The 13824-nt window shown below is 64.3% G+C and carries 13 protein-coding genes; 2 read left to right on the top strand and 11 right to left on the bottom strand.

Going from position 1 to position 13824, the window contains the following annotated elements:
• Window positions 1-11 precede the first annotated feature (11 nt).
• The 11 genes from HYG77_RS15130 to HYG77_RS15080 form a co-directional block, all read right to left on the bottom strand.
• The gene (locus tag HYG77_RS15130; RefSeq protein WP_208963121.1) at window positions 12-443 is read right to left on the bottom strand and encodes a nuclear transport factor 2 family protein; all 432 of its coding nucleotides are present in this window, start codon (window positions 441-443) and stop codon (window positions 12-14) included.
• Window positions 444-656: 213 nt separating this feature from the next.
• On the bottom strand, window positions 657-1760 hold the full coding sequence (locus HYG77_RS15125) for an NAD(P)-dependent alcohol dehydrogenase (RefSeq protein ID WP_208963120.1): 1104 nt from the start codon (window positions 1758-1760) through the stop codon (window positions 657-659).
• Window positions 1757-3283 carry an aldehyde dehydrogenase family protein gene (locus HYG77_RS15120; protein ID WP_208963119.1) on the bottom strand — a complete coding sequence of 509 codons (1527 nt, stop codon included), beginning with the start codon at window positions 3281-3283 and terminating at the stop codon, window positions 1757-1759. Before HYG77_RS15120 ends, HYG77_RS15125 begins: the two co-directional genes overlap by 4 nt.
• 28 nt (window positions 3284-3311) lie before the next feature.
• A complete protein-coding gene (locus HYG77_RS15115) occupies window positions 3312-3716 on the bottom strand; it encodes an SCP2 sterol-binding domain-containing protein (protein ID WP_141476709.1) in 405 nt (134 codons plus the stop codon).
• Window positions 3717-3765: 49 nt separating this feature from the next.
• Window positions 3766-5319 carry a long-chain-fatty-acid--CoA ligase gene (locus HYG77_RS15110; protein WP_208963118.1) on the bottom strand — a complete coding sequence of 518 codons (1554 nt, stop codon included), beginning with the start codon at window positions 5317-5319 and terminating at the stop codon, window positions 3766-3768.
• A gap of 499 nt (window positions 5320-5818) precedes the next feature.
• Window positions 5819-6520 carry a TetR/AcrR family transcriptional regulator gene (locus tag HYG77_RS15105; protein WP_208963117.1) on the bottom strand — a complete coding sequence of 234 codons (702 nt, stop codon included), beginning with the start codon at window positions 6518-6520 and terminating at the stop codon, window positions 5819-5821.
• Between the two features lie 94 nt (window positions 6521-6614).
• Window positions 6615-6998 carry an OB-fold domain-containing protein gene (locus HYG77_RS15100; protein ID WP_208963116.1) on the bottom strand — a complete coding sequence of 128 codons (384 nt, stop codon included), beginning with the start codon at window positions 6996-6998 and terminating at the stop codon, window positions 6615-6617.
• A 25-nt stretch (window positions 6999-7023) separates the two neighbouring features.
• Window positions 7024-8187 carry a thiolase family protein gene (locus HYG77_RS15095; RefSeq protein ID WP_208963115.1) on the bottom strand — a complete coding sequence of 388 codons (1164 nt, stop codon included), beginning with the start codon at window positions 8185-8187 and terminating at the stop codon, window positions 7024-7026.
• 38 nt (window positions 8188-8225) lie between these two features.
• Window positions 8226-9458, bottom strand: coding sequence for an FAD-dependent oxidoreductase (locus HYG77_RS15090; RefSeq protein WP_208963114.1), 1233 nt, complete (start codon window positions 9456-9458; stop codon window positions 8226-8228).
• 4 nt (window positions 9459-9462) lie between these two features.
• The gene (locus tag HYG77_RS15085; RefSeq protein WP_105423174.1) at window positions 9463-9657 is read right to left on the bottom strand and encodes a ferredoxin; all 195 of its coding nucleotides are present in this window, start codon (window positions 9655-9657) and stop codon (window positions 9463-9465) included.
• Window positions 9654-10886 (bottom strand): cytochrome P450, encoded by a 1233-nt coding sequence (locus HYG77_RS15080; RefSeq protein ID WP_208963113.1) that lies wholly within the window; start codon window positions 10884-10886, stop codon window positions 9654-9656. The genes HYG77_RS15085 and HYG77_RS15080 overlap by 4 nt, the downstream gene beginning before the upstream one ends.
• 180 nt (window positions 10887-11066) lie before the next feature.
• Between HYG77_RS15080 and HYG77_RS15075 the strand changes: the two genes are divergently transcribed.
• Window positions 11067-12722 (top strand): fatty acid--CoA ligase, encoded by a 1656-nt coding sequence (locus tag HYG77_RS15075; protein ID WP_208963112.1) that lies wholly within the window; start codon window positions 11067-11069, stop codon window positions 12720-12722.
• A 70-nt stretch (window positions 12723-12792) separates the two neighbouring features.
• Entirely contained in the window at window positions 12793-13821 is a 1029-nt protein-coding gene (locus tag HYG77_RS15070; RefSeq protein ID WP_208963111.1) for an LLM class F420-dependent oxidoreductase, read from the top strand.
• Window positions 13822-13824 lie beyond the last annotated feature (3 nt).

Genomic DNA, 13824 nt, shown 5'->3' with positions numbered 1-13824 from the left:
TTGGCGAAGTTTCAATCCAGGGCAGACATTTGGGTGAGGAAGTCGTGGTGGTCGTAGTGCACGGTGTAGTTCTTCACCCGGCCTTCGGCGAATGTCCAGAATTCCCCCAGGGTGATGTCGAGGGACCGCCCCGTCGGTGGAATGCTCGAGCCGTCCGGCAGCGGGAGGTCTTCCGTGTGCGTCCCGGTCACGCGCAATTCGAAGGCGATCTCGTCGCCATCGACCACGACGCGGCGTGGATGATGGCGGAGGTCGGGAAACGTCGCGAAGAACCCCGCCATCCACAGGCACACATAGGGGGCACCGACCTGAGTGAATCCAGGAGCGACAATCTCGCACTCGGGATCAAGCATCGATTCGACCCGGTCGAAATCGTGCGCATCGACGTAGGCGAAGAAATTCTGTATGAAATCAGAAGTGACAGCAGGGGTGTCGATAGACATCGAGTCAGATCCTTCATGGTTGAACACGGTGATGTGTTGATGGATGGGGTTTGTGTACCAATGGTTGGGGCCGTGGTCCTGAGTCCGGAAAGGCGCTGCGCCGGTCGGTGCGAGGTGGCGTGGGCGGTCCCGTTGCGGACCGCCCACGCGGCGTCACAGACGGGAGGGACACTCTCGCCACGACGATCGAACATGCTTCCCGGTATCTAGTGCTCAGTCGAACACGATCACCGGTTTGATGACCGACCCCGCGGCGGCTGCCGCGAGCGCCTCGTTGATTTCCGGCAGTGTGTAGGTCTCGATCAGTTTGTCGAAGGGGAACTGTCCGTTCTTCCACAGGTCGACCAACTGTGGGATGAACTGGTGGGGGTCGACGTCGCCTTCGATGACCCCGGTGAGTGTGCGACCGAGTAGAAGATGGCCTTGGTCGATCACGATGTCGTTCTCGAGGCCTTGTAGTCCGAGGGTGGCGCAGATGCCTGGGGATCGCAGCACTGCCAGCGCCTGTTGCACGACGGACTCGAGCCCTACGGCGTCGACGCTGAAGTCGACACCGTTGGCGCTGATGTCGGTGACCGCCCACGCGAGGTCGTCGATCGCATTGGGGTCGAGGGTGTGGGTGGCGCCGAGCTCGGTGGCCAGGTTCAGACGTTCCGGATTCGGATCGATCGCGATGATCGGTGTGCAGCCGAGCGCTTTGGCCGCCATGAGAGCGCTGAGCCCGACCGCGCCGAGACCGAACACCGCAATGCTCTGCCCGGGTTTTGCCCGCAGGACACTCATTACGGTGCCGGCCCCGGTCTGCAAGCTGCAGCCGAGGGGCCCCAACAGGTGTAGGGGCAAGGATTCGTCGACCTTGACGGCGTTGCGTACGCTCGCGACGGCGTGGGTTCCGAACGAGGATTGGCCGAACCAGTTGCCGTGGACCGGTTCGCCGTCACGGCTCATCGTGGTCGAGCCGTCCAAGCGTGTGCCGAAGTAATTCAGCGCCGCGAACAACTCACAGTAGGCCGGCCGACCCGAGGTGCATTGGGTGCATGTTCGGCAGGAGTCGAAACTGACCACGACGTGGTCTCCGGGTACGAGGGTCGTCACCTCGGACCCGACCTCTTCGACGATCCCGGATGCTTCGTGTCCGACCACCGCCGGCAAGGGCAGGGGAACACCACCGCGCAGAGCGGTGAGGTCCGTGTGACAGATCCCGACGCCGGCGACGCGGATCCGGATCTCGTCCTCGGCGAGCGGTCCGACTTGCACGTCGACAACGGTGAGCTTCTCGTCCGGCGCCTCGAACAGCGCGACACGTGCGTGGCTCATCGGTCCACCGCCGTCGGGGCCGCGGGCAGGACGAGGTCGTATACCTTGCGGTCGAGGGACCGCGAGAGGTCGACGTGGACGAACTTCTCCTCGGTGTACTCGTCGAGCGCGTGAGGCCCGAGTTCGCGGCCGTTCCCGCTCTGCTTGTAACCGCCGAAGGGGTAGAGCGCGTTGACCATGTGCCAGTCGTTGATCCAGACGGTGCCCGACTCGATTCGCGCCGCGACGTCGAGTGCCGCTTCGAGGTCTTCGCTCCACACCCCGGCCGACAATCCGTACTCGGAGTCGTTGGCGATCGCGACGGCCTCGTCGACGGTGCGGTACTTCAGAACCGACAGGACGGGACCGAAAATTTCCTCACGAGCGATGCGCATGTCGGGCGTGACGTCTGTGAAGATTGTCGGGCGCACCCAGTGCCCCTGCTCGAATTGCGTTCCGGTGGGGGGTTCGCCGCCGAACGCGAGGGTTGCGCCCTCCTTCTGGCCGATTTCGATGTAGTCGAGGATCCGGGCGTGTTGCTCGGCGGAGATGACTGGGCCGATGTCTGTGTCGAACTCCGACGGGTCGCCGACCTTGATGGTCGCCGCCCGCTGCACCAGGCGGTCGACGAACTCGTCGTGCAGGCTTTCGGGCAGCAGCAACCGGGTTCCCGATTCGCATGCCTGACCGGCGTAGAGGAAGCAGGCGAAGAGTGCCCCGTCGACCGCGGAGTCGATATCGGCGTCGGCGAGCACGATGTTCGGTCCCTTGCCGCCGAGTTCGAGGGTGACCTTCTTGATGTTCTCCGCGGCGAGCTTGCTGATCTCCCTGCCGACCGCCGTCGACCCGGTGAAGGCGATTTTGCGTACGTCCGGGTGTGCGGCGAGGCGGGCACCGACCTCTTCGCCGGCACCGGTGACGATGTTGAGGACGCCTTTCGGCAGCCCGGCTCGTTCTGCGGACTTGGCCAGTTCGAGCACGGTAAGGGGCGTCTTTTCATCGGGCTTGAGCACGATGGTGTTGCCGGCCGCCAGGGCGGGACCGAGTTTCCATACAGCAAGCAGCAGCGGGAAGTTCCACGGCACGATGCCGCCGACCACACCGATCGGTTCCCGGCGCACGATTCCGGATGCCAGTGTGGGGTAGAACAATTGCGGTCCTGACCGCTCGAATTCGTAGGTGCGGGCCAAGTCGGCGAAGTACTGCAGGTGCGAGATCGAATACCCGACGTGGAAGGCCATTGCCTGGCGGACGGTGACGCCGTTCTCCTTGACGTGCAGAGCGACCAGGTCCTCCATGCGCTCGGACAGGTCGGCGACAATTGCCGACAAGATGTCGGCGCGTTCGTCCGGCGTCTTCGAGCGCCATTCGCCCCGGGCGTGGGCGGCTTTGGCTGCGGCGACCGCCTGGTCGAGGTCCTCGACGGAGCCTCGGGCGGCGGTGGCGACCAGTTCGCCGTTCGCGGGGTCGATGATGTCGAACGTGCGGTCGGTATCGACCCAATGACCGTCGATGAACTGGGTGTAGTGCGGTGTGGCTGTCATGCGATGTCCTTGCTCGGGTGCTGGGGGATCAGCTGTGCTGGGCGTCTTTCTCGGCGACCAGGTTCTTGTAGATCGGGAACAGTGGCTTGGAGATCGGAATCAGCTTGAGGATCTTCGACACCGGGCCCTTTGCCTTGACCTGGCCCTTGGCCAACCCCACCGCCACGTTGTACTCACCGCGCCAGAACTTGTTGCCGTTGTCGGCGGACATCGCCAACCGGACATCCGGGATGAGGTCGTTTTCGCCTTCGATCACCTCGATGCCTTCTGGCTTCAGTGCGACGGTGATCGACGAATCGGGGTTGGTGTAGTCGAGTCGGAGGATGATGTCGGCTTCCTTGAGCGCCGGGCCGGCGGTCGGTTCGTCGTTGGCTGCGCGGAAGACTCCACCCAGGTAGCGGTAGACCTCGGCGGCGTCGGTGAAGTAGCTCATGGTGTTATCCCTTTCGGATGGGTAGTGGTGGGTGCTGACCGAATTGGAGTCAGACCGATCGGCTGCGGCCCGCCCAATAAGGTGCGCGCAGGTCGCGTTTGAGGATCTTTCCTGTCGCGTTGCGCGGCAGGCTCGGAACGATGTCGATGGTGCGGGGTCGCTTGTACCCGGCCAGATGAGCGGCGCAGAAGTCGAGCAGTTTGTTTTCGTCGATGTCGGCGCCGCTGTTCGCGACCACGACCGCGTGGACCACTTCCCCCCACTTGTCGTCGGGAACGCCGAAGACGGCGACTTCCGCGACGTCGGGGAATTCACTCACCACACGTTCCACCTCGGCGGGGTAGATGTTCTCACCGCCGGAGATGATGACGTCCTTGACCCGGTCTTCGACGTAGTAGAACCCATCGGAGTCCCGTCGGCCGGCGTCGCCGGTCTTGAACCACTCGCCATCGAAACTGGCGACGGTGTCCGCCTCGAGCTTCCAGTATCCCGCCATCACCTGCGGTCCGCGGATCTGGAATTCCCCGACCTCGCCGACGGGCACCTCGTCCCCGGTGGCCGGGTCCACCACCCGGACCTCGGCATCCTCGATCGGCTGGCCTGCTGAGTGGAGGCGCTCGGGCCGGGCGGGATCGCGGTGGTCTTTCGGCCCGAGTACGCAGAACACTCCAGAGGCTTCGGTCATGCCGTAGACCTGGTAGAAGTCGACATCGAAGGTGCTCATCGCCTCTCGCAGGAGGGGTTCTGGCATGGGTGATCCGCCGTATCCGAGGCAGCGCAGCGAGGGGAAGTCCCGTGCGGACACACCCGGGACCTGCAGGAAGAACCGGATGACGGCGGGGACGAAGAACGCGTGGGTGACCGAGTGGCGGGTGATCTGATCCAGAACCATCGCGGGAACGACCTCGCGTACGAGGACCGTCTCCGCGCCCTGCGCCATCGCGGCGAGTGCCCAGCTGGTGCCGCCCACATGAAACAGCGGCATGGCCACCATATTCACGCTGTCTCGGGCGAAGCCGAAAGCCGCGCTCGCCGCAATGCTGTGCGCGCCCACGGAGCGGTGCGTCAGCATGGCACCCTTTGGGTGCCCGGTGGTGCCGGAGGTGTAGAGCTGCAGGAAGCAATCCTCCGGATGGGCTGAATGAGCGATGTGGCGTGGCGGCGCCGTGTCGAGCCACGCCTCGTATTCGTCCGCCTCACCACCGAGGACGATGATGGTGCGCACATGGTCGAGGTTCGGCTTGATCGACTCGACGACATCGACGAATTCGGCGCCGAGGATCAGCAGTTCGGCCTGGCTGTCGTTGATGACGTAGGTCAATTCGGACGGTGCGAGGCGGTAGTTCAGTACCGCGTTGGCCGTTCCGGCCAAGGCGCACGCCAGTGTCGTCTCGATGCTGGCAGGGTGATTCTTGTCCAGGAACGCGACCCGGTCACCGGGCGCCAGCCCGAGTGCCGACTGTGCTGCGGCGTTACGCCGCACACGGTCCGACAATTGTTGCCATGTCCACGACTCGTCCCCGAATCGCAGGGCGACTCGGGTGGGATCCTGCGATACCCAGTAGGTGATCGGGTCGAAGACATGGTGGATGGGTGAAGCCATCAGGCACCTCTCGAGGGAAGTTGTTCAGTCCGTTTCGTCCGACTCAGCTAGTGACCGTACGCACGGTCAGTAAAGCAGAGGCGTGACGTACAGCACAAGGGGTCACCGAAGAAGTTGGGCGAAAAATCCGAATATGGAGAGCCTTCGGCGCTGGGGCTACCCAGTCGGGTGCTGTGCCGAGTGCCCAGTGGGGACACTTATCGGTAGGAATGTGACTTCTATTTGGCGAATCATTGCTGCGCAATAAGATTCGGCTGGCGTGCGCGCTGAGCGCCGGGTCGAATGGGCACGCATATGCGCGGCCGCCTGACTACTCATGGCCCTGGTATTCAGCGACCCGACCCGGTGTAGAAGTAGCGCGTGGCCGGAGAGAGTCTCTACACGGATGGGCCCAGCACCGAGTGGTGACCGATGCCCCTTTTTCCACTACGTGCCTGGCGGGCGTGGTCCACCGTCGTCGTGGCGCGAGCGTTGGTCTCGCCGCGACGCGGTGTACTGGTCAGAATGCAGCGAGCCCGCTGCCGGATTCGGCGGACGCTTCGAGCAGGCACTGCCGCGCGGTCTGGGCAGCCAGACCCTTCGGATCCGCCAACGCCGGCAGCGCTGTGCGACGGACCAGGAGGCTGCCCAGCACGAGATCGACCAGGGCGGCCCCGACCTCTTCGGCGGATTCGTCACCGCTCGGGTCGAACCAGGTGTAGGCCCATTGCGCGGATCCGAACATCAGCAGTGACTGAATCCGCAGATCAGTTTTTCGAAGCCGTCCCGTGGCGATCCCGGCTTCGATCACGTCACGCACCAGCTGGATATATTCGGCGCGTAGTTCGAGTCCCTCGGTGTCGATATCGAGCGCTGCCAGGCGCATGACCTCGCGCTGGAACGCGATCGTGGCGTCGCGGTCGTGCTCTTGGTAGAGGATGAACGCGAACAGCAGTCCCGCGAGTTGCTGCTCGGGATGATCGAGTTTGCCGATCAGTAGCTTCGCTTCGGTGAGGCGGCGGCGCATGTAGGACGTGTGCAGGGCGGCGAGCAGGCGATCCTTGGTGCCGTAATGATGGACGATCGTGCCCTTGGAGATCGACAACTCGTTGGCAATGTCGCTCAGGTTCGTCCCGTCGTAGCCGAACTGCGCGACGTTGTGCGTGAAGACCTCGAGGATCTCGTTGGCTTTTCCGGCCAGCCGGGTACCGGCCTTTGCCATCGCGCTACCTCCACCTCGTTCACGGTCCTGATTGTGCAGTCAGTCTAAGCGCTGTGTGATCACTCGTGGATCCGGCGCACCGTCGATGTGATGGTCAGGTGGCGAGAACGAACGTGGGAATCGCTTCACCGTCGGCAAATTCGGTGATGCGCAACCGCACCGGTGTGCATACCGGGACGTCGGACGCGGTGGCGACGTCGAGGATGCGGCTGGCAATCCACGGTCCTTCTCGGAGCTCGACCAGCGCAAGGACGGTGGGCTCGGGCGCACTCGCGTGATCGACGACTGCGGACACCACCACCCCGTCACCAGTGGAGCAGACCCACGTGAGCTCGTCGCTGTGGCATGAGCTGCAGCTGAGGGTGTCGGGCCGGCCGATATGCCCACAACGGGTGCATGACCGCAAGATCAACCTGCCCTCCCGGAGGGCATCGAAGTACGGTGCCGAGGTCTCGTCCCGGACGGCGGGAATTGTCATCGTGTTCCTTCTCCGTTGCTGGTGTTCACCCCGAGTTGGTGGCGAGAACCAGGGTGCCGTGGTGGTCGAGAATGCCGCCGTTGCCGCTGACGATGGCGGTGGCGTGCTCACGGACCTGCCGTCGGCCGCCTTCTCCTCGCAGTTGCGTGAGGGCTTCTATCAACGGGGTCATGCCCCACAGATAGAAAGAGGACAGTTGCCCGCCGCCGGTGTTGGTGGGCAGGGTGCCGCCGGGGGCGAGTGCCCCGCTGGCGGCTAGTTCCCCGGCTTCGCCCTTACCGCAGAATCCGTAGTCCTCGAGCGTCACCAGGAGGGTGTAGGTGTAGCAATCGTAGATTTCCCGCAGATCAATGTCGTCGACGGTCATTCCGGCCATCTTCAACGCCGCCGGCCCGGATATGGCGGCACCGGTCACGAGGCCGAAATCGCTGTCACGTTCGAGGACGTACCCCGGGTGGGCTTGGCCCCACCCGCGGACGTACACCGGCGTATTCGGTAGATCCCGTGCCCGCTCCGGGGTGGTCACCACGACTGCGGCACCACCGTTGGAGACGAGGCAGCAGTCGAGCAGATGCAGCGGTTCGACCACCCATCGAGACTGGTGGTACTCATCCAGGGTCAACGGTGCTCGCATCTGGGCCACCGGATTGTCGAGTGCCCACGCCCGCTGAGACACCGCCACGGCGCCGAGGTGGGAGGAGGTGAGGCCGTAGTGGTCCATGTAGCGGCGAGCCGCCAGAGCGTAGCGGTGATTGACGCTGGTGAATCCGGCTGCGGTCTCCGCGCTGCGGAACCCCGTCGCGGTCAGGGAGCTTGCCCGGTAAGCGTGCGCTCCGCCGGTGTCCCGCTTCTGGGGGTCGTCGGCGAAAACGCACACCACTACCTCCGCTTCGCCGGACAGCACCGCCTTCGAGGCCTGGGCGATCATGATGGCGGCCGAGGCGCCGAATGCATTGATCTCGCTGAGCAGCCGCAAATTTCCGAGCCCCAGGGTGCGGGCGAGGGTCAGGTTCAGATCGGTTCCCGTGCGGGCGTTGACGAGGAGCCCGTCGATGTCGCCGAGGGACAGTCCGGCATCGGCGACAGCCAACCGGACCGCCTCCGCGGCGAAACCACGCGCGGTCTTCCCGTACACCTTGCCCACCTCGGTGAGGCCGTATCCGACGATGGTGGCGTTGCGCTCTGGCATGGCCCTCTTTTCTGCAGTGTGTCCGGGTGGGCCTTGTGTCAGCGGCCCGCGTCGAGCGTCGCGTCCTTGGGCGGGCGGGTACGCGCGTAGTCGAGCGCCTGCTCCCAGCTCGCGCTCTTGGCGATCAGGGCACGATATTTCATGATGTGGGACTGGTGGTCGAGGGCAAGTGCGCCCACGACCCGGTCGCCGCGCCGGTAGAGCGCCACGAACTGTCCGTCGTCGAGATGTCCAGTGACAACGCGTATTTCGTCGGCCTCGGGCACTCCCACGAACTGAATGCGGGTGTCGTACCAGTCGGACCAGAAATAGGGCACGGTACGGTACGGCTTCGCGGCTCGCGGGTCGAGTGCGTTGCGGACGGCGAGGGCTCCCTGCTCGGCGGCACTGGTCCAGTGCTCGAGCCGCATGGATGCCTCGAAGAGTGGGTTGTGCCAGCGGGCGACGTCCCCGGCGGCGTAAACCCCCGGCAGCGTGGTCGCCATGGTTTCGTCGCAGACGACACCGCGGTCGAGTGTGATGCCCGAGGTCTCGAGCCACTCGGTGGCGGGGTCCGCACCGACGCCGACCACGACCAGATCGGCCTCGAGTGTTGATCCGTCCGACAATTGCACGGCCTCGACATGTCCGTTGCCGAGAACTTTCTCGACCCCGACGCCGCAGCGCAGGTCCACTCCGTTGCGTCGGTGAAGGTCCGCGCAGGCACGGCCCATGTCCGTACCGATCGCGCGCACCAGGGGAACCGGCAGCGACTCCACCACGGTGACGTTCAGGCCTCGTTTGCGTGCCCCCGAGGCAACCTCGGAGCCGATGAATCCGGCACCGACGACCACTGTGCGGGCCCGGTTGTCGAGGGCGGCGCGGACGGTGACCGCGTCGTCGAGTGTGCGTAAGGTGACGACGCCGGTCATGGCGGCCGTTCCCGGCAGCATCCGCGCCGACGATCCGGTCGCGATGACGGCGATGTCGTAGGGCAGTGAGCCGTGCGAGGTGTGGATTGCTTTCTCGTCCGGGTCGAGATGGGTGGCGGTGGTGCCGAGACGCAGGTCGATTCCGGCGTCGTCGAGGGCGCTGCGGGCACGGAAGGTGGTGTCCGGAGGGGTTGGTCCAGGGTCGAGGTACGTCTTCGACAACGGGGGGCGGTCGTAGGGCAGGTGTTCCTCGGCGCCGACGAGGGTCACCGTTCCGGGGAATCCCGCCTTGCGGGCTGCCTCGGCGGCACGCAGACCCGCCAACGACGCCCCGACCACCACGAGATTCTGCTCGGGCATGGTCTCAGTCCTCGACAAGGGTGAGTGCCTCGGTCGGGCACCCTTCGATGGCGGCACGGACATCGTCGATGTCGCTGTCATCGGTGTGCTCGCGCAGCACCAGCAATTGACCGGCATCGTCGATTTCGAAGTAGTCCGGGGCGAGGGATTCGCAGATTCCGAGGCCGGTGCATTTGGTGCGGTCGACGCAGAGCTTCATGACGTGGCCTTTCCGAGGTGAATGGGAAGCTTCTTGATCCCGTTGATGAAGTTCGACCGGAAACGGTCCGGGGGCCCGGTGACCTGCCAGTGCGGGAATCGCGTGAACAGAGTTTCGAGCAGCACCTTCGCTTCGAGGCGCGCGAGGCTGTTACCCAGGCAGAAGTGGGTTCCGGAGCCGAAGGCAAGGTGATTGGCGGCACCCCGATCGATGCGGAACGTGTCCGGGTCGTCGAATTGTGCTTCGTCCCGGTTGGCCGAGACGTAGAACATGACCACCTTTTGTCCCTCGTACAGCTGTTTGCCGCCGAGTTCGGTCGGTCGGGTCACCGTGCGCCGGAATTGCATGACGGGGGAGTGGAATCGCAGCACTTCTTCGATGGCGTTCGGCAGCAGCGCCGGGTCGGTGGCCAGCTTGCTGCGCTCGCCCGGGTGCTCACTCAGCGTGAGGACGAAACCGGTCAGCAGGTTGCGCGTCGTTTCGTTTCCAGCGATGACCAGCAATTGGAAGAAGCGGTTGAGCTCTTCGGTCGACAGGCGGGCACCATCGACTTCCGCATTGACGATCCGCGACCACACATCGGAGCCGGGTTCGGCGCGCTTGGCCTTGGTGTGTGCGTTGGAATACTTGAACATTTCGATGAACGCAGAGAGGAAAGCCTCGCGCCCTCCATAGGAGGGGTCGTCGAGCCCGACCATCCGATTGGTCCAGTCGTAAAGCAGGTGCCGATCTTCCGACGGCACCCCGAGGACGTCGGCCAGGACCCGAAGCGGCATCTCTGCGGAAATGTGTTCGACGAGGTCGATCTCGGTGTCGTCGGGCAACGCATCAACGATGGCCCGGGCGTGATCAGCGATGCTGTCGAACATCCCGCGCACCATCTTCGGGGTGAACACCTTGCTGACGATCGACCGCATCTGCGAGTGGTCCGGGGGGTCGAGGTTGAGCATCATCTGCTGCAGGGCCGCGAGATCCTGAGGGCGTTGATCACGCAGGAACGACGTGCCCTTGTGTGAGGAGAAAATGTCCGGGTTCTTCGAGACGGTCATCACGTCGTCGTAGCGGGTGACTGCCCAGAAACCGGGGCCACCGGCGAAACCCTCACCGGCCGGCTCCTCGATCCACGCCACCGGCTCGTGGCGACGGAGGTCGGCGAAGACCTCGTGAGGAACTCCGTGAATGTACGCGTCGGGACTTCCGAGATCGGTGTGCAGGGCCGATAACGTCATGGCGTTTCCTTCGGGGCAGGGAGGAAGGGATGGACGAGCAGAAATCAGTACTTGACTGACCGTACGTACGGTCTATGGTAGGGAGCAGCTGTCCGTGGGTCAAGACCGGCTTCGGTTCCGCAACTCGGCCGACGGCGCAGCGGAACGACCCTGAATCCTCACAGCCAGGACGGACCTGCCATGCACAGCACCATGCAAGATGTCGACCTTCTCGTGTCGGATTTGTTCCTGCACGGCCTTCGCACCCACCCCGACAGTTCGGTTCTGCACTATCAGGGCGGCGAGGTGCTGCGTCTGTCTTTCCGCGAATTCGGGGCCACAGTCAGCTCTCTCGCGGCAGGTCTGCGCCGGCTCGGCGTGTCCGGGGACGATGTGGTTGCCACGTTGTGCTGGAACAGCCCGGCGCATCTGGCTGCCTATTTCGCAGTACCGGGAATGGGGGCGGTGTTACACACACTGAATCTGCGACTGCACGATGATCAGATCGTCTACATCGCCAATCACGCCGAGGACAAGGTGATCCTCGTTGATGCCGACCTGGTGCCCCAGCTGCAGCGGATCATCGACCGCCTCCCCACCGTGGAGCACGTGATCATCGCCGGCGACGCGGACCTGACCGCTCCCGCAGGTGTGCAACTGCACCGCCTCGACGACGTGCTTGATACCGAGACCGACTTCGAGTGGCCGCGCCTACCTGAACGCAGCGCCGCCGCGCTCTGCTACACCACCGGTACGACCGGCGACCCGAAGGGAGTGGCCTACAGCCACCGGTCCATCTATCTGCACAGCCTGCAGATCTCCACCGGCAGTGCCTTCGGTTTCTCCGACGCCGACCGGGTTCTGCCGATCGTGCCGATGTTCCACGCCAACGCCTGGGGCTGGCCGCACGCCGCCTGGACGAGCGGGGCCGACATCATCCTCAACGACCGGTTTCTTCAGATCAACCACCTTGCCCGCATCATCACCGACCTCGCGCCCACAGCCGCCGCCGCCGTGCCGACACTGTGGACCGGCCTCGACGAGTACGCCCGCACCCAGGCGGTCGACTTCACCGGCCTACGTCTGGCCGTATCCGGTGGCTCCCCTCTCTCGGCCGCACTGGTGCGGACCATGGCCACCCACCACGGCGTCCGCTTGACGCAGGGATGGGGGATGACCGAGACCAGCCCACTCCTGACGTTCTCCCGGCCACCCCACAACACACCCGACGCCGACCTGGCGCACTGGGCGAGCCTGACAGGGCGCATCGTCCCCGGAGTGCAGGCGCGCATCGTCGGCGAATCCGGCGACGAACTGCCGTGGGATGGCCGGTCCGTCGGCGAGGTACAGCTGCGGGGCGCCACCATCGCGGGCACCTACTTTCGCGCCGCAGCACCGGACAAGTTCGACGACGGATGGCTGCGCACCGGTGACCTCGGAGTCCTGCACGACGGTGGGTGGATTCAGCTCAAGGACCGGCTCAAGGACGGCATCAAGAGCGGCGGAGAATGGATCTCCACGGTCGAACTCGAGAACGCCCTGCTCGAGCATGAAGCCGTTATCGAGGTTGCTGTGATCGGCGTACCTGATCCGAAATGGGAGGAACGCCCGTTTGTGTGCGTCACCGTGAAGCCCGGAGCGGCAGTCACTGCACTCGAGTTGCTGGCGTTCCTCGACGGCAAGGTCGCCCGTTGGTGGCTTCCCGAACGGTGGAGCTTCGTCGACACCCTCCCCAAGACCAGTGTCGGCAAGCTCGACAAGAAGGACCTGCGCCGCCGCTACGACGCCGACGAATTGGCGGTCGACGACCTCCGGACCACCCGGACGGGTGACAGCGTGCTTCGCCCGTCTCGGTAGACGCGACGACCGGATTCACATACCTCGACAACGAACCACACCCATAACGACGAAGTAGGGACAGCAAACGATGAAACTGGGATTTCACCTGGGCTATTGGTCTTCCGCGCCCTCGGACGACGAGCGAGCGGCATTCTCTCTTGCGGAGAGTCTCGGCTACGACTCGGTCTGGACTGCCGAGACATACGGATCTGATTGCTTAACTCCCTTGGCGTGGTACGGCGCCTCAACCAGTACCGTGAAGTTGGGCACCAACATTCTGCAAATGTCGGCGCGGACCCCCGCGGCAACCGCCATGGCGGCGATGACACTGGACCACCTGTCTCGAGGCCGCTTCATCCTGGGTCTGGGCGTCTCGGGGCCTCAGGTCGTCGAGGGATGGTACGGGCAGCCGTATCCTCGGCCACTCGCTCGCACAAGGGAATACGTCGAACTTGTTCGAAAGTTCGTGCGACGAGACGAACCCGTGAGTCACGATGGTTCGTTCTACCAACTCCCGCTGCAAGGTGGCTCCGGCCTCGGAAAGCCGCTTCGGTCCATGATCCACCCCATACGTACCGAGATCCCGATCTATCTCGGGGCCGAGGGGCCCAAGAACATCGCACTCGCCGCGGAGATAGCAGACGGGTGGCTGCCGATCTTCTACTCGCCCCGAATGGACGACTTCTATCGAGGAGCCCTCGAGGAAGGATTCTCGAAACCCGGGGCTCGTCGATCTCTCGACGATTTCGACATCGCCGCCACGGTCCCCATTGTCATCGACGACGACATCGAGAAGGCAGCCGACGTGATCCGGCCCAACATTGCGCTCTACGTGGGTGGAATGGGCGCGAAGGAGGCCAACTTTCACAATCAAGTGTTTGTGCGCATGGGTTACGAAGCGGAATGCGCACGCATTCAGCGTCTCTACCTGGAGGGGCGCAAATCCGAAGCAATAGCGTCGGTGCCCCTGGCCATGGTCGAGGATGTCGCGCTCGTCGGATCACGAGACAAGATCAAAGAAGACCTCGTTCGATGGGAGAAGACGGCGGTCAAAACGCTGCTGCTTCAGGGCCTCGGTTATTCCTCGATCGAGGCGGTAGCGGAACTTCTCGCGTGAATC

Source organism: Rhodococcus sp. ZPP, assembly GCF_017656075.1.
GTDB classification, from domain to species: domain Bacteria; phylum Actinomycetota; class Actinomycetes; order Mycobacteriales; family Mycobacteriaceae; genus Rhodococcus_F; species Rhodococcus_F oxybenzonivorans.
The sequence above is the reverse complement of the archived record's forward strand: the minus strand, read 5'-3'. Positions and strand labels throughout refer to the sequence as shown.

Excerpts from the sequence above, each read along its gene's own strand:
- HYG77_RS15130 (WP_208963121.1), bottom strand. The coding sequence starts at position 443 with ATGTCTATCGACACCCCTGCTGTCACTTCTGATTTCATACAGAATTTC.
- HYG77_RS15125 (WP_208963120.1), bottom strand. The coding sequence starts at position 1,760 with ATGAGCCACGCACGTGTCGCGCTGTTCGAGGCGCCGGACGAGAAGCTC.
- HYG77_RS15120 (WP_208963119.1), bottom strand. The coding sequence starts at position 3,283 with ATGACAGCCACACCGCACTACACCCAGTTCATCGACGGTCATTGGGTC.
- HYG77_RS15115 (WP_141476709.1), bottom strand. The coding sequence starts at position 3,716 with ATGAGCTACTTCACCGACGCCGCCGAGGTCTACCGCTACCTGGGTGGA.
- HYG77_RS15110 (WP_208963118.1), bottom strand. The coding sequence starts at position 5,319 with ATGGCTTCACCCATCCACCATGTCTTCGACCCGATCACCTACTGGGTA.
- HYG77_RS15105 (WP_208963117.1), bottom strand. The coding sequence starts at position 6,520 with ATGGCAAAGGCCGGTACCCGGCTGGCCGGAAAAGCCAACGAGATCCTC.
- HYG77_RS15100 (WP_208963116.1), bottom strand. The coding sequence starts at position 6,998 with ATGACAATTCCCGCCGTCCGGGACGAGACCTCGGCACCGTACTTCGAT.
- HYG77_RS15095 (WP_208963115.1), bottom strand. The coding sequence starts at position 8,187 with ATGCCAGAGCGCAACGCCACCATCGTCGGATACGGCCTCACCGAGGTG.
- HYG77_RS15090 (WP_208963114.1), bottom strand. The coding sequence starts at position 9,458 with ATGCCCGAGCAGAATCTCGTGGTGGTCGGGGCGTCGTTGGCGGGTCTG.
- HYG77_RS15085 (WP_105423174.1), bottom strand. The coding sequence starts at position 9,657 with ATGAAGCTCTGCGTCGACCGCACCAAATGCACCGGCCTCGGAATCTGC.
- HYG77_RS15080 (WP_208963113.1), bottom strand. The coding sequence starts at position 10,886 with ATGACGTTATCGGCCCTGCACACCGATCTCGGAAGTCCCGACGCGTAC.
- HYG77_RS15075 (WP_208963112.1), top strand. The coding sequence starts at position 11,067 with ATGCACAGCACCATGCAAGATGTCGACCTTCTCGTGTCGGATTTGTTC.
- HYG77_RS15070 (WP_208963111.1), top strand. The coding sequence starts at position 12,793 with ATGAAACTGGGATTTCACCTGGGCTATTGGTCTTCCGCGCCCTCGGAC.